At 62.4% G+C, this 23,288-nt stretch carries 20 protein-coding genes; 6 read left to right on the forward strand and 14 right to left on the reverse strand.

Annotation, left to right across the window (positions count from 1 at the left end):
* The first annotated feature begins 21 nt into the window (after positions 1-21).
* The 3 genes from ACZ9EJ_RS18385 to ACZ9EJ_RS18395 all read left to right on the forward strand — a co-directional run bounded on the left by ACZ9EJ_RS18385 (position 22) and on the right by ACZ9EJ_RS18395 (position 4,864).
* On the forward strand, positions 22-1,596 hold the full coding sequence (locus ACZ9EJ_RS18385) for an ABC transporter substrate-binding protein (RefSeq protein ID WP_046633468.1): 1,575 nt from the start codon (positions 22-24) through the stop codon (positions 1,594-1,596).
* A 203-nt stretch (positions 1,597-1,799) separates the two neighbouring features.
* Positions 1,800-3,704: a CocE/NonD family hydrolase gene (locus ACZ9EJ_RS18390; RefSeq protein ID WP_255742821.1), complete on the forward strand. Its 1,905-nt coding sequence runs from the start codon at positions 1,800-1,802 to the stop codon at positions 3,702-3,704.
* Positions 3,701-4,864 carry a CapA family protein gene (locus ACZ9EJ_RS18395; protein WP_046642502.1) on the forward strand — a complete coding sequence of 388 codons (1,164 nt, stop codon included), beginning with the start codon at positions 3,701-3,703 and terminating at the stop codon, positions 4,862-4,864. The genes ACZ9EJ_RS18390 and ACZ9EJ_RS18395 overlap by 4 nt, the downstream gene beginning before the upstream one ends.
* Here the strand turns inward: ACZ9EJ_RS18395 and ACZ9EJ_RS18400 are convergent, their stop codons facing one another.
* A complete protein-coding gene (locus tag ACZ9EJ_RS18400; RefSeq protein ID WP_046642501.1) occupies positions 4,865-5,590 on the reverse strand; it encodes a response regulator in 726 nt (241 codons plus the stop codon). It abuts the gene before it with no gap.
* 119 nt (positions 5,591-5,709) lie between these two features.
* On the opposite strand from ACZ9EJ_RS18400, the gene ACZ9EJ_RS18405 reads away from it, so the two are divergent.
* Both ACZ9EJ_RS18405 and ACZ9EJ_RS18410 read left to right on the forward strand, forming a co-directional pair.
* Positions 5,710-6,465 (forward strand): cyclic nucleotide-binding domain-containing protein, encoded by a 756-nt coding sequence (locus ACZ9EJ_RS18405; protein WP_046642500.1) that lies wholly within the window; start codon positions 5,710-5,712, stop codon positions 6,463-6,465.
* An 11-nt stretch (positions 6,466-6,476) separates the two neighbouring features.
* Positions 6,477-8,399 carry a hybrid sensor histidine kinase/response regulator gene (locus ACZ9EJ_RS18410; RefSeq protein WP_046633458.1) on the forward strand — a complete coding sequence of 641 codons (1,923 nt, stop codon included), beginning with the start codon at positions 6,477-6,479 and terminating at the stop codon, positions 8,397-8,399.
* Between the two features lie 57 nt (positions 8,400-8,456).
* Here the strand turns inward: ACZ9EJ_RS18410 and ACZ9EJ_RS18415 are convergent, their stop codons facing one another.
* The 13 genes from ACZ9EJ_RS18415 to ACZ9EJ_RS18475 form a co-directional block, all read right to left on the reverse strand.
* Positions 8,457-8,858, reverse strand: a complete 402-nt coding sequence (locus tag ACZ9EJ_RS18415) for a VOC family protein (protein WP_080955874.1) — start codon at positions 8,856-8,858, stop codon at positions 8,457-8,459.
* Between the two features lie 195 nt (positions 8,859-9,053).
* Positions 9,054-9,200, reverse strand: coding sequence for a cbb3-type cytochrome oxidase assembly protein CcoS (gene ccoS / locus ACZ9EJ_RS18420; RefSeq protein ID WP_046633456.1), 147 nt, complete (start codon positions 9,198-9,200; stop codon positions 9,054-9,056).
* On the reverse strand, positions 9,197-11,488 hold the full coding sequence (locus tag ACZ9EJ_RS18425) for a cation-translocating P-type ATPase (protein ID WP_046642247.1): 2,292 nt from the start codon (positions 11,486-11,488) through the stop codon (positions 9,197-9,199). Before ACZ9EJ_RS18425 ends, ccoS begins: the two co-directional genes overlap by 4 nt.
* On the reverse strand, positions 11,485-11,994 hold the full coding sequence (locus ACZ9EJ_RS18430) for a FixH family protein (protein WP_251090362.1): 510 nt from the start codon (positions 11,992-11,994) through the stop codon (positions 11,485-11,487). The genes ACZ9EJ_RS18425 and ACZ9EJ_RS18430 overlap by 4 nt, the downstream gene beginning before the upstream one ends.
* Entirely contained in the window at positions 11,991-13,571 is a 1,581-nt protein-coding gene (gene ccoG, locus ACZ9EJ_RS18435) for a cytochrome c oxidase accessory protein CcoG (RefSeq protein ID WP_046642248.1), read from the reverse strand. Before ccoG ends, ACZ9EJ_RS18430 begins: the two co-directional genes overlap by 4 nt.
* A gap of 142 nt (positions 13,572-13,713) precedes the next feature.
* Positions 13,714-14,577 (reverse strand): cytochrome-c oxidase, cbb3-type subunit III, encoded by an 864-nt coding sequence (gene ccoP, locus ACZ9EJ_RS18440; RefSeq protein ID WP_046642249.1) that lies wholly within the window; start codon positions 14,575-14,577, stop codon positions 13,714-13,716.
* 2 nt (positions 14,578-14,579) lie between these two features.
* Entirely contained in the window at positions 14,580-14,732 is a 153-nt protein-coding gene (locus ACZ9EJ_RS18445; RefSeq protein WP_046642250.1) for a CcoQ/FixQ family Cbb3-type cytochrome c oxidase assembly chaperone, read from the reverse strand.
* 12 nt (positions 14,733-14,744) lie between these two features.
* Positions 14,745-15,476 carry a cytochrome-c oxidase, cbb3-type subunit II gene (ccoO, locus tag ACZ9EJ_RS18450; RefSeq protein WP_037086468.1) on the reverse strand — a complete coding sequence of 244 codons (732 nt, stop codon included), beginning with the start codon at positions 15,474-15,476 and terminating at the stop codon, positions 14,745-14,747.
* 12 nt (positions 15,477-15,488) lie between these two features.
* The gene (ccoN, locus tag ACZ9EJ_RS18455) at positions 15,489-17,114 is read right to left on the reverse strand and encodes a cytochrome-c oxidase, cbb3-type subunit I (protein ID WP_046642251.1); all 1,626 of its coding nucleotides are present in this window, start codon (positions 17,112-17,114) and stop codon (positions 15,489-15,491) included.
* 137 nt (positions 17,115-17,251) lie between these two features.
* The gene (locus tag ACZ9EJ_RS18460; RefSeq protein WP_046642252.1) at positions 17,252-18,310 is read right to left on the reverse strand and encodes an ABC transporter ATP-binding protein; all 1,059 of its coding nucleotides are present in this window, start codon (positions 18,308-18,310) and stop codon (positions 17,252-17,254) included.
* 6 nt (positions 18,311-18,316) lie between these two features.
* Entirely contained in the window at positions 18,317-19,108 is a 792-nt protein-coding gene (locus ACZ9EJ_RS18465; protein WP_046633442.1) for an ABC transporter permease, read from the reverse strand.
* The gene (locus ACZ9EJ_RS18470; RefSeq protein ID WP_046642253.1) at positions 19,105-19,929 is read right to left on the reverse strand and encodes an ABC transporter permease; all 825 of its coding nucleotides are present in this window, start codon (positions 19,927-19,929) and stop codon (positions 19,105-19,107) included. The genes ACZ9EJ_RS18465 and ACZ9EJ_RS18470 overlap by 4 nt, the downstream gene beginning before the upstream one ends.
* Before the next feature lie 88 nt (positions 19,930-20,017).
* The gene (locus tag ACZ9EJ_RS18475) at positions 20,018-21,058 is read right to left on the reverse strand and encodes an ABC transporter substrate-binding protein (protein WP_046633439.1); all 1,041 of its coding nucleotides are present in this window, start codon (positions 21,056-21,058) and stop codon (positions 20,018-20,020) included.
* A gap of 251 nt (positions 21,059-21,309) precedes the next feature.
* Between ACZ9EJ_RS18475 and ACZ9EJ_RS18480 the strand changes: the two genes are divergently transcribed.
* Positions 21,310-23,184 (forward strand): adenine deaminase, encoded by a 1,875-nt coding sequence (locus ACZ9EJ_RS18480; protein WP_251090363.1) that lies wholly within the window; start codon positions 21,310-21,312, stop codon positions 23,182-23,184.
* Positions 23,185-23,288: the final 104 nt, after the last annotated feature.

Below are 23,288 nucleotides of genomic sequence, written 5' to 3' on the forward strand. Positions count from 1 at the left end.
AAAACGAAGGGAACAGATATAATGAAACCGATGAAATTTCTCCTGGCCGGGGTTGCGGCCTCGGTCATCGCCCTGAGCTCCGCTCAGGCCGCCGACCTGATACTCGGCAGCGCCACCGAGCCGTCGGCGATCGATCCGCAGTTCTCGCGTACCGGCAACAACCAGAACATCGCCATGCAGGTCTTCGACCGCCTGGTGCAGACGGATGCGGCGATCAATATCGAGCCGGCGCTCGCTGTTTCCTGGACCAATGTCGATCCGCTGACCTGGCACATCAAGCTGCGCGACGGCGTCAAGTTCCATGACGGCAACCCGCTGACGGCCGAGGACGTGATCTTCTCGCTCACCCGCGCCAAGGACATCCCCAACAGCCCGGCGCCGTTCTCCGGCAACGTCGCGGCGATCGACAGCATGAAGGCGATCGACAACCTGACGGTCGAGTTCAAGACCAAGAAGCCGGCGCCCGATTTCATCGAGCAGGTCGGTTTCGTTTATATCGTCCAGAAGAAGGTCGCCCAGGGCGCTTCGATCGAGGACTTCAACAGCGGCAAGGCCGCGATCGGTACCGGTGCCTACAAGTTCAAGTCCTGGACGCCGGGCGACAACCTGCAGCTCACCCGCAACGACACCTTCTGGGGCAAGAAGCAGGACTTCGACAACGTCACGATCAAGTTCATCTCCAATGATGCGTCGCGCGTCGCGGCTCTTCGTTCGGGCGCCGTCGACCTGATCGACGCCGTGCCGCCGGGCGACATCAAGACCCTCCAGGGCATTTCCGGCCTCAAGGTCTTCTCGATCGCCTCGGCCCGCATGATCTACCTCGCGCTCGACAGCGCCCGCGACAAGACGCCTTTCATCACCGACAAGGACGGCAAGCCGCTCGACAAAAACCCGCTGAAGGACGTCAAGGTCCGTACGGCGCTGTCCGAGCTTGTCAACCGCCAGCTGATCATCGACCGTATTCTCGACGGCTCGGCAGAAGCAGCAGGCCAGCTGGTGCCGAACGGCGTCGCCGGCAACGATCCGTCGATCGCAGCACCCGCCACGAACGCCGAAAACGCCAAGAAGCTGCTTGCGGAAGCCGGCTACAAGGACGGTTTCGGCATCACCATCCACACCTCCAACGACCGCTTCCCGGGCGATGCGGAAGTGGCGCAGGCGCTCGGCCAGATGTTCGCGCGCGGCGGCCTCAAGGTGAACGGCGTCGTCGCCCAGCCCTATAACGTTTACACCAAGGGTGCCGGGGCCGGCGAATTCTCCGCCTTCATCTTCTCGCTCGGCAACTCGACGCCGACCTCCGCCACGGGTCTTCGCAACCTCCTGATGACGGCCAACAAGGATGCGGGCACCGGCTCGTTCAACCGGACGAAATATTCCAATCCGGCCTTCGACGACGCGATGCGTGCCGCCACCGCGGAATTCGACGTCAAGAAGCGCGTGGAACTGCTGCAGAAGGCCACCAAGATGGTATTCGCCGACGTGCCGCTCATCCCGCTCTACTGGCAGAAAGTTCACTGGGCCGGCAAGGCGAACCTCTCCTATGTCGCCAACATGACGGAAGACACCAGCGCGACGCTTGCCGGCATCGCCAAGTAGGCTCTCTGCAAAGGAGAGGGCCGGCCTGTCCACACGGGTCGGAACCCTTTCTGCCATCATCCTCGGGCTTGTCCCGAGGATCTGCAAACGGTTGATTTTCTGACGGGGTCGGATCCTCGGGACAATCCCGAGGATGACGTGGAATACGGAGGCGGAGGTTTGTCATCAAACTGGTTCCTCCCAATATTTTCGAGGATATGAACATGGATACCCTGACGCCATCGCGCTTCGAGGTGATTGCCGACGACGTGGTTGTCGAACGGGATGTGATGGTGACGATGCGCGACGGCGTGAGGTTGGCGACCGACGTCTACCGGCCGGCCAAGGACGGCAAGGCGATCGAAGGCCGGCTGCCGGCAATCATGGAACGCACGCCCTACGGCAAGGCAGAACGCTCGCGTTCCGAGATCGAGGTGGGCATGGCGGAACCCATGAAGCGCCATGAGGTGGCGAGCTATTTCGTCCGGGCGGGATATGCCGTGATCTACCAGGATTGCCGCGGCCGCCACAATTCCGAAGGCGAATTCAGCAAATACATTTCCGAGGCGGCGGACGGCTACGATACCGCCCGCTGGCTGGTGGAACAGGCCTGGTCCAACGGCCAGTTCGGGACGATGGGCCTTTCCTATGCGGCGCATACGCAGGCCGCGCTCGCCTGCCTCAACCCGCCGGGGCTGGCCTGCATGGTGATGGATTCGGGCGGGTTTTCGAACGCCTACCAATGCGGCATCCGCCAGGGCGGTGCCTTTGAACTGAAGCAGGCGACCTGGGCCTACAACCAGGCGATCGGCGAGGGCGATGAACTGGCCCGCGCGGCGATCGAGGCGGAGGATATCCACGCCTGGTTCAACGTCATGCCCTGGAGCGAAGGGGCCTCCCCGGTGCGCTGGATGCCGGAATACGAGAACTACCTGCTCGACCAGTGGCGCAGCGGCACGTTCGACGAAAGCTGGCGCCGCGTCGGGCTCTATATGGAAGGGTTCTACGAGACCTTTCCGGAAGTGCCGATCGTGCTGATGTCGAGCTGGTACGATGCCTATGTGAAGTCGACGCTCGACAACTATCGCGGTCTGTCCGGCAAGGACAGCCGGCCGCTGCAGCTGATCATGGGGCCGTGGCTGCATGGCAACCGCAACACGACGCTCGCCGGCGACACGTCCTTCGGCCCGACCGCACCGCTTGGCGGCAACGTGATGGAAAGCTGGCTATCCTTCCGCCGCAACTGGTTCGACCACTGGCTGAAGAGCAAGGACAATACGGTTTCGCAGGAGCCGGTGGTCCGTGCCTTCGTGATGGGCGGCGGATCCGGTACGCGCAATGCCGATGGCCGGCTGGACCACGGCGGACACTGGATCGAGGCGAGTGACTGGCCGCTGCCCGGGACGGAATTCCGCAACTACTATATCCATGAAAACGGCTCGCTTTCGACCGACAGGCCGAAGGCCGACGCCGTGCCCTTCACCTACGACTTCGATCCGAAGAATCCGGTTCCGACCATCGGCGGATCGCTGACGAGCGGCCAACCGATCTTCGAAGGCGGTGGCTTCGACCAACGCGAAAGCGACAAATTCTACGGCTCGAAACATCCCGGCCTGCCGCTTTCGGCGCGCGCCGACGTGCTCTCCTTCGAGACAGAGCCGCTCGCCGAAGATGTCGCCGTGGTCGGGCCGATCACGGTCGAACTTTATGTCTCGTCGGATGCACCGGACACGGATTTCACCGCGAAACTCGTCGATGTCTATCCGCCGAGCAAGGATTATCCGACCGGCTACGCACTCAACATCACCGACGGGATCATCCGCTGCCGCTATCGCAATTCCTTCGAAAAGCCGGAGCCGATCGTCAAGGGCGAGGTGTTCAAGGTAACGATCGAGCCGTTTGCGACCGCCAATCTTTTTGCCAGGGGTCATCGCATCCGGGTGGACATTTCCTCGTCCAACTTCCCGAAATACGACATCAATCCAAATAGCTATGCGCCGGAAGGCCGCGGACGCACAAGCCAAGTGGCCCGCAACACTGTTTTCTGCGATGATATACGAGCGTCTGCCATCCGGCTGCCGATCGTCAGCGGAGCCGCGATGGTGGCGCTGAAGCCCATCGCGAAATGAACGAGGCCATGCTCACCGTCGCCGTTACCGGCCAGATCCTGATCCACGGCCCCCTCGACCTTAGCGGCGAGGGACAGGCCGAGGTCCGGGATTTCCTCGAGGCGGATGTTGTCTTCGGCAATCTCGAGGCGACGGTAGAGACGGCCGGTGCATGGCCGACCAAGACGAAGACGCTGCATCTTGCTTCCCCGGATGCGCTGGTTTCCATCCGGGAACTCGGCTTCCACGCGGTGACGCATGCCAACAACCACGCCTTCGACCTCGGCCCGCCGGGCATCGCGTCGACGCGCGCCGCGGCGGAAGCGGCTGGATTGAAGCTTGCCGGCAGCGGGCTGGATATCGAGCAGGCTGCCGCGCCGGTCATCGTGCCGGGACCGGAGCAATCACTGGCGATCTTCTCCGTCGATCTCGGGCCGCAACCGGACATCAATTATGCCTCGGCAGAGCGCGGCGGAATTGCCCCGTTGCGGATGAAGCGGACGGTGAGCGTGCCGGCCGAAGAATTCGAGACGCTGAAGAGGATCGTCGGGACTCTCGGCGACGACAAACGTGGCGCGGCACGTGCTGCCGTAGGTTACGACGCAGGCGAGCGCCCGGAACTGGAGGTCTTCGGCACGCCCGTCACCGCCGGCGACGCGATCGGAGCGCGCTGGACGGCAGACGAGACGGACATGCAGCGGCTCGTCGACGGCATCGATGCCGCAAAGGCGATAGGGGATCTTGTGGCGGTGGCGCTCCACGGCCATCACTGGGATTCGAACTGGAAAATGACACCCGACTGGCTGCTCGATCTCTGTCGCGGCCTGATCGACTGCGGCGCGGACCTGGTGCTCGGGACCGGCGCGCCGGTCATGCAGCCGCTTATCCTGTATCGCGGACGGGTGATCATCGCCGGCCTCGGCAATTTCGTCTTCCACACCGGACGGCCGGCGACCTATGACGAAAAGCATGTCGATGTCTGGCGCAGCGCTGCAATCCGATTGACGCTTGCCGATGACGGTACCTGCAAGAGACTTGAACTGCTGCCGATTTCGGTCGGCAGGCCCGTGGACCACGACGTGCCCTTGGGACCAGTTCCCCTGCAGGGCGCCGATGCGGACGATATCAGGGAAAGAGCTTTTTCCGGGCTTTCCGCGGCGGACAGGCAGGTCGTCTTTTGATCAGCCTAGCTTGCCGGTGAAAATGTAACCGACGCCGCGAACAGCCTTGATGAGCTGGGGGTGTTTGGCATCCGCCTCGATCTTGCGGCGCAGCCGGACGATCTGGGCATCGATCGTGCGGTCGAAGGCATCGAGTTGCCGCCCCCTTGTCGCGTCCATGAGGAAATCGCGTGTCAGTACCCGGCCCGCATGCTGCACGAAGGCCGCCAGCATGTCGAATTCGCCAGTTGTCAGTTCGACTTCGCCATTTTCCTCGGACAGCAGCTGGCGCCTGGAAAGGTTGAGCGTCCATCCTTCGAAACGGACGATCTTCTCCTCGTTTTCCTCCGGCTTCGGCTGAGCAGGCTGGCGCCGTCTTAGGATCGATTTCAGCCGCGCATGCACTTCGCGCAGGTGAAAGGGTTTGGCGATGTAATCATCCGCGCCGATCTCGATGCCGAGGATCCGGTCGACGACGTCGTCGCGCCCCGTCAGCATCATGATCGGAATATCCGATTGCATCCGGATTTCCCGCGCCAGATCGAAACCGTCCTGGCCGCCGGGAAGCGAAAGGTCGAGGAGGATGATGTCGATCTCCTGCCTCTTCAGCTGAACGCGCATTTCCTGCCCGTCGGCTACCGCGCTAACCGCATATCCTTCTCCCTCGAAGTACCGCGTCAGCATCTGACGGATTCGAGGATCGTCGTCGACGACGAGGATGGTTGCGGAGCTTGTGGGGAATGACATCAACAGGGAACCGGCGTGTTACAGATTGTTACCAACTAGAACCGTCTTTCACACGACTAGCATTCGCGCGTTACCAGGATTCGGTCAACTGCCTCAACCAAACGGATAGGGGCAGTTTCATGTTTCTCACGGATTATGCAAAGACCTTCAGCGCGGCGGCAGCAAGACCGCTCGACGAACCGGATTGCCTGCATTCGCTGTTCGCGAAGCAGCCTGTGGAGTATCTGTCGGCAGGCCAGGCCTTGTTCTTCGAGGGCGACGAGGCCAGGCATATTTTCGAAGTCATGGAGGGGACGCTGCGCGTTTTCCGGATCATTTCGGACGGGCGGCGGGTCATCACCGGGTTTCTGCATGCCGGCGATATGATCGGCGTGTCGTTCCGGGACAATTATATCTACACCGCGGAAGCGATCACCACGGCGAAGGTCCGTCGGCTGGCGCGCCGGCAATTCGAGGCAGCGGTCATCAATTCCGAGAGCCTGAGGCCGAAGGTCTTTGCCCGCGTCTGCGACGAAATGGCCGCAGCCCAGGACCAGATGGTGCTGCTGTCGAGCAAAAGCGCCGAAGAGCGGCTTTGCACCTTCCTCCTGAGATACCTGAAACGCGCGATGGCCGAACGCGATGCGCAGCCGGTCGTCGAACTCTCCATGAGCCGGCAGGACATGGCCGACTATCTCGGACTGACGATCGAGACCGTTTCTCGTACTATCACCAGGCTTATCGGCAAGGGCGTGCTGAATGTTCTGGACCCGGCCGCCCGTCATTCCATAAGAATCGAACGCCCGGGGATGCTTGCGCAACTCGCCGGAGACGACGATGACTGTGGAGACATGCGGCGCGACCTGATTGCTCTCGGTGAGCGACGGCGCCATTAGACGGGAAAGATATGAACGGCAATACAGGATCCGAAGCCACGACGGAAAGCCAACTCGATGCCGTCACCTTTCTTCTCGACCATGCCAACCTTATCGTCCATGGCGTTGACGGCGTCATCCGCCGCTGGACGACAGGTTGCGAGCAGCTTTACGGCTGGCGGCGGGAGGAGGCTCTCGGCAAGGTCGTTCACGATCTTCTGGCGACACAGTTCCCCGAAACGCTCGACGAGATTCGTCGCCATGTCCAGACCTATCATGCCTGGCAAGGCGAGGTCGTCCATCATCACAAGCATGGGCACCCGGTCTTCGTGGCGACCCGCTGGGTGGCCGTCAATCCATCGAGCGACGGTCCTTCGGTCATCATTCAAACGAACAACGATATCACCGAGATGAAAAGGGTGCAGAACGATCTTGCCGAACGCGAAGCGCATCTGCGCTCCATTCTGGACACGGTTCCGGAATCGATGATCGTCATCGACGAGGTCGGCTGCATTTCCTCGTTCAGCGCCGCCGCCGAGCAGCTGTTCGGCTACTCGTCCGACGAAGTCTGCGGGCAGAATGTGAAGATGCTGATGCCGTCGCCCGATCGTGATGCCCATGACGGATATATCTCACGCTACCTCACCACCGGCGAACGCCGGATCATCGGCTACGGCCGCGTCGTGACCGGGCAGCGCAAGGACAAGAGTACATTTCCGATGGAGCTTTCGGTCGGTGAGGCCCTCACCAACGGCAAACGCATTTTTACCGGTTTCGTCCGCGACCTCACCAGCCGTCACAAGATCGAAGAAGAACTTCGCCAGGCCCAGAAGATGGAAGCGATCGGCCAGCTGACCGGCGGCCTGGCACACGATTTCAACAATCTTCTCACCGTCATCAGCGGCAATCTGGAGATGATCGAAAACAAGGTCGCGGATGCGGGCCTGCTGGAACTGCTGCATGAAGCCCAGGGTGCGGCGGAAGACGGCGCCAAACTGACGGGTCAGCTTCTCGCCTTCGGTCGGCGCCAGCCGCTCAATCCCAAGCTCGCGGACGTCGGCAATCTCGTCTCCGGCTTCTCGGAGCTTCTGCGGCGAACGCTCGGCGAAACGATCGAGCTTCGCACCACCGTGACCGGCGTTTCCACCGAAGCGCTGGTCGATGCATCGCAGCTCCAGAACGCGCTTCTCAACCTTACGCTCAATGCCCGGGACGCGATGCCGCGTGGCGGCAAGCTGACGATCGAGATCTCCCGCGTCAGGCTGGATGTCGATTATGCGCAGATGTATCCCGACGTCCGCACCGGCGAATTCGTGCTGATCTCCGTCACCGACACGGGCATCGGCATGCCTCCCGACGTCAAGGACAAGGCCTTCGAGCCCTTCTTCACAACCAAGGGCCTGGGAGCGGGAACGGGCCTCGGCCTCAGCATGGTCTACGGTTTCGCCAAACAGTCCGGCGGGCATATCCAGCTCTATAGCGAGCCGGGACAGGGCACGAGCGTCAGAATTTTTCTGCCGGTGGCGCACAAGACGGAGGCGGCGGGTCCGCTTGCCGTCGAGCCTGGCTCGAAGCAGGCCACCATTCCCGGCGGCACCGAAAAGATCCTCGTCGTCGAGGACGACCCGCGGGTCCGGCGCATCGCCGTGTCCCGGCTTACGCAACTCGGCTACGGCGTCGTCGAGGCCTCGAACGGCCAGGAAGCGCTGGACCAACTCGGCCAGCACGACGGCATCCACCTTCTTTTCACCGATATCGTGATGCCGGGCGGAATGACCGGCGACGAACTGGCGGCCGAAGTGCGCGCCAGACGCCCCGGCATGAAGGTATTGTTCACCTCCGGCTATGCCGAACCGGCCATCGCCGGGCGTGAGCTCGCCCAGTCCGGTAGCTGGCTAAAGAAACCCTACACCGCAAGGGAGCTCGCGGTGCGGCTACGCGAACTGCTGGACTGAGTATCGTTTGATAAAAGGGCTGCATCTGCGGCCAGCGCCTCAGATTCTGTCGAAAGTTCAAAGTTTCTGCGAACTCCCTGAAGGGCCTAGCCTTTGTGGTTCACCGATCTCTATTGCGTGTCCGTCGGGATCATAAAAGCGGAAGACTCGCTGTCCCCAAGCTTGCCGCTCTACCGGATGGATCAATTCCACATGCGGCGCGATGTTTTCGAAGGCCGCATCGACATCCTCATGTTCGAAATATAGCAGCAAATTTCTCCGTCCATAGGGTTCCTTCGCAACAGAGTCATCCCGCCAAATCGTTTGCTCGAGCGAACTCCCTTCATGGATTGCAAAACCAGTTTCGAAGAGTACGCAATCTCCGAAATCCTCCAGTATCCTCAGCCCGAGCCTATCCTGGTAAAACGCTTTCGAGTGATTTATGTCACGGACGAAAGGAATGGGATTGATAAAACGCATCGAATTCCTTTCGTGAAGGTCGCAGTCCTTGCGGCGCAGATGCCGTTTGCTGGCAGTTCAACCAAAAGAATGCCTCACGACAGTGCTCTCGGCAAGAAAACCGCCGGCGACGCCCACTCCTGAGACTTTGAGAGCGAGCGCGGTATGCGGTCTGGCGCCCGTATTCGGCGCCGAAGCTTGTCGGAGGCCACCGGTTCATTCCGGCGGATCGTCCCGCAGCACACGCCAGGAGGCGCCTTCGAGATCGTCGTACTGGCCGCTCTTCAACGACCAGAGAAAGGCGAAGAGGCCAAGCCCCCCGAGGAAAAGCGCAATCGGGATGAGGTAGATGAGCATGTTCATGCGACGCGGGCCTCACTAGGCGGAAATTTTGCTTCACCATGGCTTCCCGCCGCGTCGGCCTCGTCGGCGCTTTCCGATCCGCTGAGCCTCAGGGCGTTGGCGACAACGATGATCGACGACGTGGACATGGCAACGGCGGCAATCAGCGGCGTCGCGTAACCGGCAAGCGCGATCGGCACGGCGATGACATTGTAGCCGATGGCGAGCGCGAAATTTTCGCGGATCAGCCGGCCCGCACGCCGCGATATGTCGATCGCCAGCGGCACTGCTTCGAGGCTGTCGCGCATGAACACGAAGTCGGCGGCCTGGCGGCCGACATCCGCCGCTGTCGCCGGCGCGATCGAAACATGCGCTGCGGCAAGCGCCGGCGCATCGTTGATGCCGTCACCGACCATCAGCACCTTGCGGCCGGTCGCTGCCAGCGACGTGCAGAATTCCGCCTTGTGTTTCGGCGAAAGCTCGGCCTGCCAACGTTCGAGGCCGAGGCGGGTGGCGAGATCGGCAACCACCCGGCGCCGGTCGCCCGACAGGATGCCGGTCTCAAAACCGCCGGCTGCGAGGGATGCCGTGGCGGCCAAGGCGCCGGGTCGGAGTGAATCGTCGAATCGGAAGGTGGCGATTTCCCTGGCGTCGAGCGATAGAACCGTTTCCGTCACGCTATTGCCGGGGCTTCCGTCATCTGGGACAGACAAAGCGAAGCGCCGGTTGCCGAGACGGTAGACGCCGGCGGGGGTTGCCGCTTCGAGGCCCCGGCCCGGGATTTCGGTGACGGTGTCGAAGACCGCGACCGGGCCGGATACCGCCATCGCGAGCGTCTGGGAGAGAGGGTGACGCGAATGGGCGGCGAGGCCGGCGGCCAAGGTGAGCTGCTTCCTGTCGAACCGCTCGACATCCAGCAGCCGGGGCCGGCCGAGGGTCAGCGTGCCGGTCTTGTCGAAGAGCACCGTGTCGATTTCGCCAAGCCGTTCCATGGCCGAGCCGTCCTTGACCATGATGCCGTTCCGGAACAGCCGGCCAGCCGCGACGACCTGAACCACGGGCACGGCCAGGCCGAGTGCGCAGGGGCAGGTGATGATTAGCACGGCAATGGCCACCAGCATCGCGTGTTTCCAGTCGCCACCGATGAAACCCCAGGAGAGAAAGGCGGCGAGCGCCAGAAAATGGACGGCCGGAGAATAATATTGCGCTGCGCGATCGGCTATCCGGCGATAGCGCGCCCGTCCACCCTCTGCCGCCTCCATCAGCGAAATGACTTCCGACAGGAAGGAATCCTTCGCCGCAGCCGCCGCCTTCAGCACCAGTGAACCGGTCAGGTTGAGCGTTCCTGCCTGTATCATGTCCCCGGCGCGAACCGGCCGCGGGGCGCTTTCACCGTTGACGATCGAGACGTCGATGTCGCTTGCGCCGCTCTCGACGAGCCCATCGACCGGCACCCGCTCGCCTGCGGCGATCGCCACGCGGTCGCCCGGCTGGATCTCGTCCACGGGGCGGTATTCGCGCGAGCCGTCCGCACTGACGACCGTGGCACCGCGGGGCGACAGGCGCGCAAGGCCGCTGATCGCGGCGCGGGCGCGGTCGCGCATGATATGGTCCAGCGTGCGGCCGATCAGCAGGAAGAACAGAAGCGAGACGGTCGCATCGAACCAGGCATGTTCACCGTGATGCATGGTTTCCCAAAGCGACACCGCATAGGAGAGCGTGATGGCGAGCGCGATCGGCACGTCCATGTTGGTGCGGCCGCGGCTCAGCGCATTCCAGGCCGACTGATAGAAGAAGCGGCCGCCATAGATCAGCGCCGGCGCGGCGATCAGTGCCGAAATCCAATGGAACATGTCGCGTGTCGAGGCATCGGCGCCCGACCATACGGAAACCGAAAGCAGCATGATGTTGGCCGCCGCAAAACCGCAGAGGGCGACCGCGCGGATCAGGTCGCGCTGCAACTTTTCGCCGACCTCCTCGGCATTGGAGAAAAGATGCGCATCATAGCCGGTGGCGTCGATGATCGCCCTGACCAGTTCGACCGGGTCTGTGTCGACATCTCCGGTCTTTTCCCGCCAGACGATCGAAACGCGTTTGGTAGACAGATTGACCCGTGCCCGCTCCACCGAGGGCAGCGCATTCAACGCTTTTTCGATCGTCGAGATGCAGGTGCCGCAATGGACCTGCGGAACGCTGAGATCAGTCTGACGCAGCCCTGGCGAAATCGCCCGGCTGGACAGCGTCAGCTCCTCGGAGGACGGAAGCGGGTGGTCCAGACGGCCTTCCGTTCCGGGTGCGCAGCAGCTCATTGCGCCCTCCCCGAGACCGAAATGCGTTCGGCCTGATGCAGGATGCGCTTGCCGTTCCGTGTGGCGCTCGCATCGACGATCCAATGGCCGGGCAGGATCTCATGGGTGGCGGTGAAGACCCCCTTGGCGACCGGAACAAGGTCGAGTTCGAAATCCTGATGTTCCCCGACCGGCCGTTTGAACTTCAGCGTCAGCATATCAGCCGTGACCGGCCCGTCTTTCAGGTGGAAGACCTCGTAACGCACCTCGGAACCGGTAACGGTTATGCGCCCGGTGACGCCCGTGGCCGTCAGCGTCCGCGCCTCGGCCGCCTTGCCGTTGAACTGCTGGCTGGCGACATAGGTGTTTTCCGCCACCAGCCCGCTCCAGCTGGTGACCGCATTATAGGCCATGTAGAAATTGACCGAGATGATGGTGCCGAAAAAGAGCACCAGCACGCCGACCATGTGCCAGCCGGTGAAGACGAAGGATTTTGCAGGGATCGCGTTCATTTTCGTCGGGCTCATTTTCTGGCTCCCGGGGTGTTGAAGACGGCTGAATAGCTGTCTTTTTCGTGGCTCGGCCGGTCCTCGGCGACGAAGTGGAAATCGACGGCCTCGGAGGAAACGGCATCCTTGGGCAGGGTCACGAAGACCTTCAAGGCAAGCGTCTTGTCGGGCTCCACCTGCACGGCGAAGAGGCGGCCCGGAACGTCCGTGACGCCGGAGATCTTCATCGTCGCTTCGGGCAGGCCTTCCATCGAGACCATGATCGTGCGCGGCTCCGGGATCATGTTGAGCAGCCGGATCGTGTAGCCGTTGCGGATGGAACCGTCCGATTCCAGCACGAATTGCGGGTTGCGATCGTGGAGCACGTTGACCTCCAGCCGGTCGCGCGACAGGAGCGAGAAGACGAGGCCAAGGCCGACCGCCGACCAGACGCCGAAATAGATCAGCGTGCGGAGCCTGAAGATCACTCTCCAGTCGAAGTGGCGAACCTTGTCGATGAAGGAACCGTCCGGGTTGCGCACCCCGGCCGGGTCGATCGCCGTCGTGCCGCCGCTCGTGGCGAGCGCCATGTTGGCGTCGTATTCGTCGAGCGTTGCGTAGGCGATCAGGCCGCGCGGCTTGCCGATCTTGTCCATCACGCCGTCACAGGCATCGATGCAGAGCGCGCAGGTGATGCAGGCCATCTGCTGGCCTTCGCGGATGTCGATGCCCATGGGACAGACCGCCACGCAAGCGTTGCAATCGACGCAATCGCCGACGGGCTGTCCGGCCGCCGCCGCCTTCTTCGCATGGCGGCTGCGCGGTTCCCCGCGCCAGTCGTTATAGGTGACGACCAGCGAGCTCTCGTCCAGCATGGCTGCCTGGATGCGCGGCCAGGGGCACATGTAGATGCAGACCTGTTCGCGCAGCAGTCCGCCGAACACGTAAGTGGTGGCCGTCAGGATGGCAACGGTCGAATAGGCGACGAGAGCCGCCTGACCGGTGACGAAATCGAAGGCGAGCGAGGGCGCGTCGGCAAAATAGAAGATCCAGGCACCGCCGGTCGCCACAGCGATGGCCAGCCATGTGGCGTGTTTGGCGACGCGCTTCCAGAGCTTGTCCAAGCTCCAGGGCGCGGCGTCGAGCTTGATGCGGGCATTGCGGTCGCCCTCGAAGAAGCGCTCGACGACAAGGAAGAGATCGACCCAAACCGTCTGCGGACAGGTGTAACCGCACCAGGCGCGGCCGACGGCCGAGGTCACCAGGAAAAGGCCGAAACCGGCCATGACCAGAAGCCCGGCGACGTAGAAGAATTCCTGCGGCCAGATTTCGATGAAGAAGAAATAGAAACGGCGGCTTGCGAGATCGACCAGCACCGCCTGATCGGGCGCAAAGGGACCTCGGTCCCAACGGATCCAGGGAGTGAGGTAATAGATGCCGAGGGTGATCAGCATCACCAGCCATTTGAAGCGGCGGAAACGCCCTTCGGCCCGTTTTGGAAATATCTTCTTGCGTTTCTCGTAAAGCGGCTTGCTCGGCGAATGCACGGGCTGGACATCGATGCGCTCAACGGAGGCGTCGCTGGGGCCAAGCGCGGGAGACGTATAGAGATTCATGGGACCAGTTCCTTTGGTCCCTGTTTTCTCATCTCGGCGACAGTCACTCCTTGACACAAGTCAACCGAGCCGTGTGACAAAACGGCCGCCTGCTGATGACACGCAGGCGGCCGGTCGTCAGATCGAATGGATTGCGGTTTTCTTATTCCCCACCGCCGAGCGAATGAATGTAGACGGCCAACTGCTTGACGGCGACGTCTCCGAGCCGGGCTCCCCAAGCCGGCATGACGCCGTGTTTCGGGGACTGTATCTGCTTGGCGATCTCCGCCTCGCCGCGCGCCTTCAGCCAGATCGCGTCGGCAAGGCTCGGCCCGCCAAGGTCGCGGTTGCCCTCGGCCTTCTCGCCATGACACGAGACACAGTTGTCGGCGAACAGCAGTTTTCCAGACTCGACCATCGCTGGATCGCGCGGGGTTCCGGTGAGGCTTACCACATAGGCGGCGACCTGGCGCACTTCGTCCGGCTTCAGGATATCCGTGAACGCCGGCATTTCCGAAATGCGGGTTTCGCTGTCGGCGGGATCTCGGATGCCATGGGCGATCGTCTGGTAAAGGGCGTTGACATCACCGCCCCACAACCAGTCGTTGTCGTTGAGATTGGGATAGCCCTGCCCGCCGGCGCCGCCCGTGCCGTGGCACGGGGTGCAGTTGACGCGGAAGGCAGCCGCTCCGCCGGCCGTTGCAAACTGGTTGAGCTGGGGGTCGGCGACGATCTCTTCCAGCGACGAACTGGAGATCTTCTCCAGGATGCCGCCTTGGGCGATCTTGGCACCATCGAGATCCGCCGCAAGCTCGGCGCGGCTCGAATATCCGAGCAGGCCTTTCGTCGCATCGGTCAGGAGCGGGATGGACGGATAGGCGATCGCGTAGGCGACCGACCACAGGATGCAGGCGTAGAACGTCCAGAGCCACCAGCGCGGCAAAGGGTTGTTGAGTTCGCGGATGCCGTCCCATTCGTGGCCGGTGGTTTCGATGCCGCTCAATTCGTCGATGTGTTTTTCCGCCATGTTCAATCCTCCTTCAGAGGGATCCGGGCGGCCTCGTCTGCAGAGGCTTTCGCGCCGGGGCGCAAGGTGAAGACGAGAACGCCGAGGAAGAAGAGGGCCATGGCAAGCAGACCCCAGCTATCGGCGAAGTGGCGCATGGCCGTATAGAATTCCATGAGCTTGTTCCTTCAGCGGTAACCGGCGGCATCGTCATAAGTCGAGAAATCGACCAGCGTGCCGAGCATCTGCAGATAGGCGACCAGCGCATCCATCTCCGTAAGGCTCTGGGCATTGCCGTCGAAATCGCCGACCTTGGCCTTGGGATAGCGAGCGAGCAGGCCGGACGTGTCGGCGTTCGGATCGGCCTGGGCCGAAAGATCCGCCTTGGCGCTCGCTACCATTTCGTCCGAATAGGGGACGCCGACGGCGCGGTTCGCCTTCAGCCCCATGGAAACGTCGGTGATCTTGAGCGGCGTCTCCTTGAGGAAGGCGTAGCTCGGCATCACCGATTCCGGCACGACGTCGCGTGGTTCGACCAGGTGCTGGACGTGCCATTCGTTCGAATAGCGGTCGCCGACACGGGCGAGATCGGGGCCTGTGCGCTTCGACCCCCACTGGAACGGATGGTCGTACATGGATTCGGCCGCAAGGCTGTAGTGACCGTAGCGCTCCACCTCGTCGCGGAAGGGGCGGATCATCTGGCTATGGCAGACATAACAGCCTTCGCGGATGTAGATGTCACGCCCGGCAAGCTCGAGCGGCGAATAGGGCCGCATGCCTTCCACCTTCTCGATGGTGTTTTCGAGATAGAAGAGCGGGGCGATTTCCACGATGCCGCCGATCGAGACGACGAGCAGCGAGCCGACCAGGAGCAGGGTCGCGTTGCGTTCGATGTAGTGATGTTTGTCGAGAATGGACATGGATATCCCTCCTTATTCGGCCGGCTGGAGAGCAGCGGGGGAAGCACCACCCCGAACCCGCTCCTGCCGTTGATAACCGAGGATGGTCATGGTGACGTTGAAGGCCATGATGAGCCCGCCGGCGAGGTACATGGCGCCGCCCACCGCACGCAGCAGGTAGTAAGGGAACATGGCCGCGACGGTTTCGGCGAAGGAATAGACCAGGAAGCCCTGGTTGTCGTATTCGCGCCACATCAGGCCCTGCTGGACGCCGGCGACCCACATGACGGCGGCGTAGACGACGATGCCGAGGGTGGCGAGCCAGAAGTGCCAGTTGACCAGGTCGAGACTGTAGAGGCGCTCGCGGTTCCAGAGCTTGGGCGTCATATAATAGACGGCACCGAAGGTGATCATGCCGACCCAGCCGAGCGCACCGGAATGCACGTGGCCGATCGTCCAGTCCGTATAATGGCTGAGCGAATTGACGGCCTTGATCGACATCATCGGACCTTCGAAGGTCGACATGCCATAGAAGGCGATGGCGATGATCATCATGCGGACGATCGGATCGGTGCGGATCTTGTCCCAGGCGCCCGAGAGCGTCATCAGGCCGTTGATCATGCCGCCCCAGGAGGGCATCCAGAGCATGATCGAGAAGACCATGCCGAGCGTCTGGGCCCAGTCGGGCAGCGCCGTATAGTGCAGATGGTGCGGGCCGGCCCAGATATAGAGGAAGATCAGCGCCCAGAAGTGAATGATCGACAGCCGGTAGGAATAGACCGGACGATTGACCTGCTTCGGCACGAAATAATACATCATGCCCAGGAAGCCGGCGGTCAGGAAGAAACCGACCGCGTTGTGCCCGTACCACCACTGGGTCAACGCATCCTGGACGCCCGCGAAGGCCGAATAGCTCTTCACGCCGAGGAAGGAGACCGGCAACGCCAGGTTGTTCACCACGTGCAGCATGGCGATGGTCACGATGAAGGCGAGATAGAACCAGTTTGCCACATAGATGTGCGGCTCCTTGCGCTTCAGGATCGTGCCGAGGAAAACGGCGAGATAGGCGACCCAGACGACGGTCAGGAAAAGGTCCACATACCATTCCGGCTCGGCATATTCGCGCCCTTGCGTGATGCCGAGCAGATAGCCGGTCGCCGCCATGACGATGAAAAGCTGGTAACCCCAGAATACGAACCAGGCCAGATTGCCGCCGAAAAGGCGGGCCCGACAGGTGCGCTGGACCACATAGAAGGACGTGGCGATCAGCGCATTGCCGCCGAAGGCGAAGACGACAGCCGAGGTATGGAGCGGCCGCAGGCGGCCGAAATTGAACCAGGGCTCGATGTTGAGGTCCGGAAAGGCAAGCTGGAGGGCGACGACGACACCGACCAGGAAACCGACGACGCCCCAGAAGACCGTGGCGACAGTGCCGTATTTGACGACCTCGTCGAAATATTCGGATTTGGATGGCGGGCTTGTCGCGGGCGCCTGCGGCGCGAAGGAAATCCTGCGCATCAAAACGACCGTGCTGATCAGCAGCACGAAGAACAGGACCCACATGTGGGCCGCAAACAGGCTGTCGTGGGCGTAGGCGGCCGCGAGCAACGCCAGGAAGGTGCCGATCGCCAGCCAGAGTGTTTCTGAGACGTGATTCATGGTCTTTAGCCTCACAGCGCAACTACGCTGCCGGTTGAAGGATTGTGACCATGATGTGCTGACATACGGACCGCTTCGGGGGTTTGACTTGCGTCAACGCCCCCGGCAAACGGCCCCGTTCGTATTCTATTTCGGGTTCAGTTTTCCGGATCGAGGATGCAGCACTGCTCCGGCTGCGGCATGAGCACCGCCCGGGTGCCGGCGTCCAACGGGTCGGAAAGCGGGCCGTTGGCAGTGATTTCGCCCGCGGCCGTTTCGCATTTGTACTGATAGGCGCGGCCGAGATAGGTGCGCGTCCCAAGCACCGCCGGGATGCCTTCGCCCTCGCGGCGAACGACAAGCCCCTCGGCGCGGCAGGCCAGGATGAAATCGTCCTTGATCGGGCCGAACAGATCCTGGGAGAGATGAAGCCGCGTGCCGCCGGCGGCCTCGGCCGTGACGATGGCCGCCTGGCGCTCGACGACCTTCATGCGGATCAGGTTCTCGAAGCCGACGAAGCGGGCGACGAAAGCATTCGCCGGCTTCTGGTAGAGCACTTCCGGCGTATCGAGCTGCAGGATGCGGCCGGCATTCATGATCGCGACGCGGTCGGAGATCGAAAATGCTTCTTCCTGATCGTGGGTGACGTAGAGCGACGTGGTGCCATTGGCGCGCTGGAGCTGGCGGATTTCGACGCGCATGTCGATCCTGAGCTTCGCATCGAGGTTGGAGAGAGGCTCGTCGAACATCAGCAGCGGCGGCTCGATGACGAGAGCCCGGGCAAGCGCGACGCGCTGTTTCTGGCCGCCGGAAAGCGCTGCCGGCAGGCGGTCGGCGAGTGGCGCAAGGCCAACGCGTTCCAGCATCGCCATCGCGCGCTTTGCTCGGTCCGGTTTGGCGAGGCCACGCTGCTTCAGGCCGAAGGCGACATTGTCGAGCACGGTCAGATGCGGGAACAGCGCATAATTCTGGAAGACGAGACCGATATCGCGGGCATGGGCCGGCAACGTCGTCAGATCGCGGTCGCCGAGCCTGATCCGGCCGCTGGTCGGCTGCAGGAAGCCCGCCACCAGACGCAGCGTCGTCGTCTTGCCGCAGCCGCTGGAGCCGAGCAGCGACACGAGTTCGCCCGCCGCGACGGAAATCGACAGGTCTTTCAGAACCTGAGTGGTTCCGTAATGGGCGACAAGGTTTTCGATAGTCAGAGATACGGTCACGGGAGCCTACTTGGTGAGGAATGTGAGGCCGAGCGTCGCTTCGACGATCGCCATGACGCCGACGGTCACCAGCATCAGAAGCACGGACACGGAAGCAATGGTCGGGTCGAAGAACTGCTCCATATGCGCGAGAATCTGGATCGGCAGCGTCGAGATGCCGGGGCCGGTCAGGAAGACCGAGATCGACACGTCGTTGATTGAGGTGATGAAGGCCAGGATAAAGGCGGCGATGACGCCGGCGCGGATATTCGGCAGCACCACGGTCATGAAGGTTTTGAGCGGCGGACAACCGAGGCTCCGCGCCGCTTCCTCGATGGAGAAATCGAAGGAGGCGAGGCTGGCGCCGACGACGCGCACCGAATAGGGCAGGATCAGCAGCGCATGTCCGACGACGAGACTGATGAAGACCGGCAGGCCGAGGCCTATGGTGATCGATTTCAGGAGCGCGAAACCGAAGACGATTTCCGGCACCAGGATCGGCAGCACGAACAGCGTCGATAGCCAGCGGGGCAACTCGACCCGGTAGCGGTTCAGCGCGTAGGCCGCCGGAATGCCGATCAGCAACGACAGGCCGGTGCCGAGAAGCGCCACCTGCAGGCTGGTGATCGCCGTGCGCCGGAAGGCCTCCATCTGGAAGATGTTGGCGAACCAGCGCAACGTCAGCCCCTGCGGCGGAAAGGTCAGGAATGTCGTGTCGCTGAGGGCGGAGCCGACGATGATGACCAGCGGCGCGAGCAGGAAGAAGAAGACGAGAATGGCGAAAGCGCCGAGAATGGGGTGAATGCGCGTCGCCATCAGACTGCCATCGGGTTAAGCCGGCGTGCCATGCGGCTCATGATGAGCACGACGCCGATGGTTATGACCACCATGATCGCGGCGATCGTAGACGCGCCGACCCAATCGAAGGTCACCATGGCGCGCTGGTAAAGGAAGGTGCCCATCATCATCTGCTTTTCGCCGCCGAGAAGCTGCGGCGTCGCATAGGAGGTGAAGCTGCCGGTGAAAACCAGCACCGCGCCGACGATGAGGCCGGGAGCTGCAAGCGGCAGGATGACCTGGAGGAAAGTCGGGATCGGTCGGGCGCCGAGCGAGGTGGCCGCCTCGATGAGGTCGCGCGGAATTCCCTCGAGCACGCCGACCAGAGTCAGGATCATCAGCGGTACGAACAGATAGACCATCGCAACGATGACCGAACCTTGGGTATAGAGCATCGACAGGGGCTCGCCGATCAACCCGACCGACATCAGGACATTGTTGATGATGCCGTTCTTGCCGAGGATGATCAGCCAGGCGAAGGAGCGGACAACGACGCCGGTCAGCAGGGGAAAGACCGCCGCGACGATCATGATGCTCTTCAGGCGTCCCGGCATCTGGGCGATGACGTAAGCGGTGATGAAGCCGACCACCAGCGCTATGCCCGTGGTGATCAGGGCGACCTGAAGGGTTCGGTAGAGGACGGCCATGCGGAAGCCGCTCTTGAAGAAGGCCGTATAGGTGGAAAACGGACCGGCCGCTTCGCCGAATGTGGTGGCGATCGTCAGCACGACGGGAATGACCAGAAGCAGGACGACGGCGATCGTCGCCGGCATCGTCAAACCCCATCTGGCAAGCTTGTTCATCTCGTACTCTTTCAAAGCAGGAGCGCCGCGTTGATAGCGGCGCTCCGTTCTCAATTCAACCATGCCGCCGGTTCATGCGGCATCAAAATTACTTGCCGAAAACCTCGTTCCAGCGGTCGATCCAGTCGGTCTTGGCGGCGTTCATCTTGGCGTAATCGATGCGGCTCAGGCTCGAAACCTGATCGGCTCCGTAGGTCCAGATCTTCGCCTGGTCCGGGGTGAGCACGACCTTGGTGGAGATCGGCGCATCGACGCCCTGCTCGGCTTCCTTCTGCTGCACGTCCTTCGACAGGATGAAGTTGATGAACTGGTGAGCCAGTTCGACGTTGGTCGAACCCTTCGGGATGTTGACGGTGTTCAGCGTGGCGATATCGCCGTCCTTGAGCTTCGCCCAGGTCATGGTCTTCACCGCGGCCTGCATGGAGGCGAGCGTGAAATCCTGGCCGATTGCGACGCGCACTTCGCCGGTCGAGATCAGGTTCACCAGTTCGGAACCGGTATTGTAGTTCTTGACCACGTTCGGCTTCAGGGCTTCGACGGCTTCGAACGCCTTGTCGGTGCCGGTATAGGGATCGACACCGGCATGTTTGCCGGCCTGCACCACGACCATCGGGCCGGCCGTGGTGGTGATGCCCGGAAGCGAAACCGAGCCCTTCAGGTCCGGCCGCCACAGATCGCTCCAGGAGGTGATCGGCGGGTTGACCTTGGCCGAGTCGTACACGAGGCCAATGCGGCCGATCGTATAGGCCGGGCCGTATTTGCCCTGCGGCGCACGGCCGAGCTCGTAGATCTCGGAGAGGTTCGGGATCTTCGCCGGATCGACCGGCTGGAACAGACCCTGCTCGATGCCGAGCTGCGAGAAGCTGTCGGTCAGGTAGATGACATCGACGCCCTTGCCGTCACGCAGCTTCAGCTTGTTGAGGCGGTCGGCGTTGTTGCCGGTTTCGAAAACGATGTCGCAGCCGCAGATCTTCTTGAACGGATCTATGATGTTGGCGGTCATCTTCTCGCCGTTGTAGCCCCACCACGAGATGGTGAGCGTCTTCGACTGGGCGTTTGCCGTTGCTGCGCCGCCGAGCGTCGCCAGGAGAGCAAGGGTTGCCAATTGGGTGAAACGAGTGGCCTTCATGAGGCGTATCCTTTTTTCGAAAAGCGGCGTTGATGCTCCCCTGAGGCAACCCCCGGGAATTGAGGGCGATACTATTTTTTGAACGGTCCGGCTGCAAGCCCAATTATTAGGCATAGAGCCCTTAAGAGCAAAATTCTTTAGGCTTGAACCATCGCATGCCAGAGGCGATGGCCCATGCGCGGTTGCGATGGTTTACACGTCCGGGCATCGTCTTTAGGGTCCGGCGATCAGAACCGACAGGCATTCCTCCGATGACGATTTCCTCCCCCCTCCCCGACGATTTGTTGATCAATGCGGCCGATGAAGTCCGCGTCCGCCAGGACCTAGTGCTGACGGCGCTCGGCAAACGGCCGGCGGACCGGCTGCTGAGGGTGGGCAGATTGCTCGATGTCCACAGCCGGACATGGCTCAAGGACCAGGAGATCGTCAGCAAGGGAAGGCGGATCGCCTATGTCGGGCCGGCCGGCAGTTTTGAGGGCGAAGTGGCCGAACGCAGCCATGAGCCAGACCTCTTTGCTGTTCCGGGTTTCGGCGAGGCCCACAAACATATCGAAAGCTCGCATCTGACGCCGGAATGGGAAGCGGCGCTCGTGATGCCGCACGGGGTCACCTGGACCTGCGAGGCGAGCCACGAATTCTCCAACGTCAACGGAGCCCGCAACCTGGAATTCTGGCTGGAAGCCCGCCGTCGCGGCTCGCCGATGAAGATCTTTCCGCTCCCCGGCTCCGCCGTGCCGCCGACGGCCTATGAATGGGGCGGTGGTTATTTCGGTCATGACGAGCAGAAGCAGTTCATGAGCGAAAGCCTGATGGTTGCCGGCCTCGACGAGGTGATGGACTGGCCGTCGATCTCCGATCCCTCAAATCCCTCCTACGACCGGCTCTGGGGCATGATCGGCGCGACTTTCGAGAGCCGCGGCGTGGTCGAGGGCCATGGCGCGGGCCTGCGCGATCTGCCGTCGATCAACGCATTCGCGGCGGCCGGCCTCGCCTCGGATCACGAGGGCTGGTTCCTGGAGGAAATCTGGCAGAAGCTGCAGCACGGGCTGTTCATCGAGCTTAGGCCGCATTCGCTGCCGGAGGTGATCCGGGGCCTCATCGAGAAGAACCTCGCCGACTGGTCGCAGGTGGCTTTCGTCACCGACGACCGCAGCGCCTCCGACACGCTGAAGATGGGCGCGACCGACTACAATGTCCGCCTTGCGATCGAGAACGGTCTTCCGCCGGAAATCGCCATTCAGTGCGTGACGCTCAACCCGGCGCGGCATATGCGGCTGACGCCCTGGGTGGGCTCGATCGCGCCCGGCCGTTTCGCGGATATCGTGCTGCTCGACGACGTCGAAAAGCTGTCGATCGCCAAGGTATGGGCGGATGGCGGGCCGGTGTCCGAAGGCAAGACATTCACCGGTGCACGCCCGGTTATCGACTGGCCGGAATGGGCGACGAAGACGGTGAAAATCGACCGTCAGGTGACCGCCGCCGATTTCCGCATCGAAGCGCCGGCGGAACGGGCCACCGCAAATGCCGCGCTGCTGCGGCCCTTCCACTGGTCGGACGAATTCATCACCATGGAACTGCCGGTCAAGGATGGCGCCGTGCAGCGCGACCACGACCGCAACGTCACGAAATTCTCGATCGTCGACCGGTTCTCCGGCGAGGCCAAGGTCTCAAAAATGTTCTGGCTCGGCACCGGGCCGCGCACGCCGGACACGGCGCTCGGCTCGACGCTCGGGCATGACAAGCACAATATCTGGGTGGTCGGTTCCTCCGACGAGGCGATGGCGATGGTCGCCAACGCGCTTGCCGAACAGCAGGGCGGCTGGGTGCTGGTGTCCGGCGGCAAGGTGATCGCCCGCGTGCACTACGAGGTCGGCGGACTGATGACGGCGCGCTCGGCGGAAGAGCTCGATGCGGAAATGCAGGCGCTCTACAAGGTCGGCGAGACGATCGACTGGATGTACGAGCCGACGTTTTCGCCGCGCTGGTGGCCGGGCTTCCCGGAGCGCCTGTCGTTTGCGACGCTGACCTGCTCGCCCTGGCGCTGGGTGCTGGTGGCGCCGTCGGAGCGGGCGCCGCAGGGGTTCGTCAATGTGCTCACCGGCGAGACGCATCCGATCGTGTGGTGAACGGCCCTCGCATCAGCGTGACTTGAAGCACCGGTCACGATTTGTCACAAAGCCGGAACCGGTCCCGGCGCACCCTAGCTTGAGCGCCACCGATCGCGCAAAGG

It is taken from the genome of Neorhizobium sp. USDA 3394 (genome assembly GCF_056280385.1).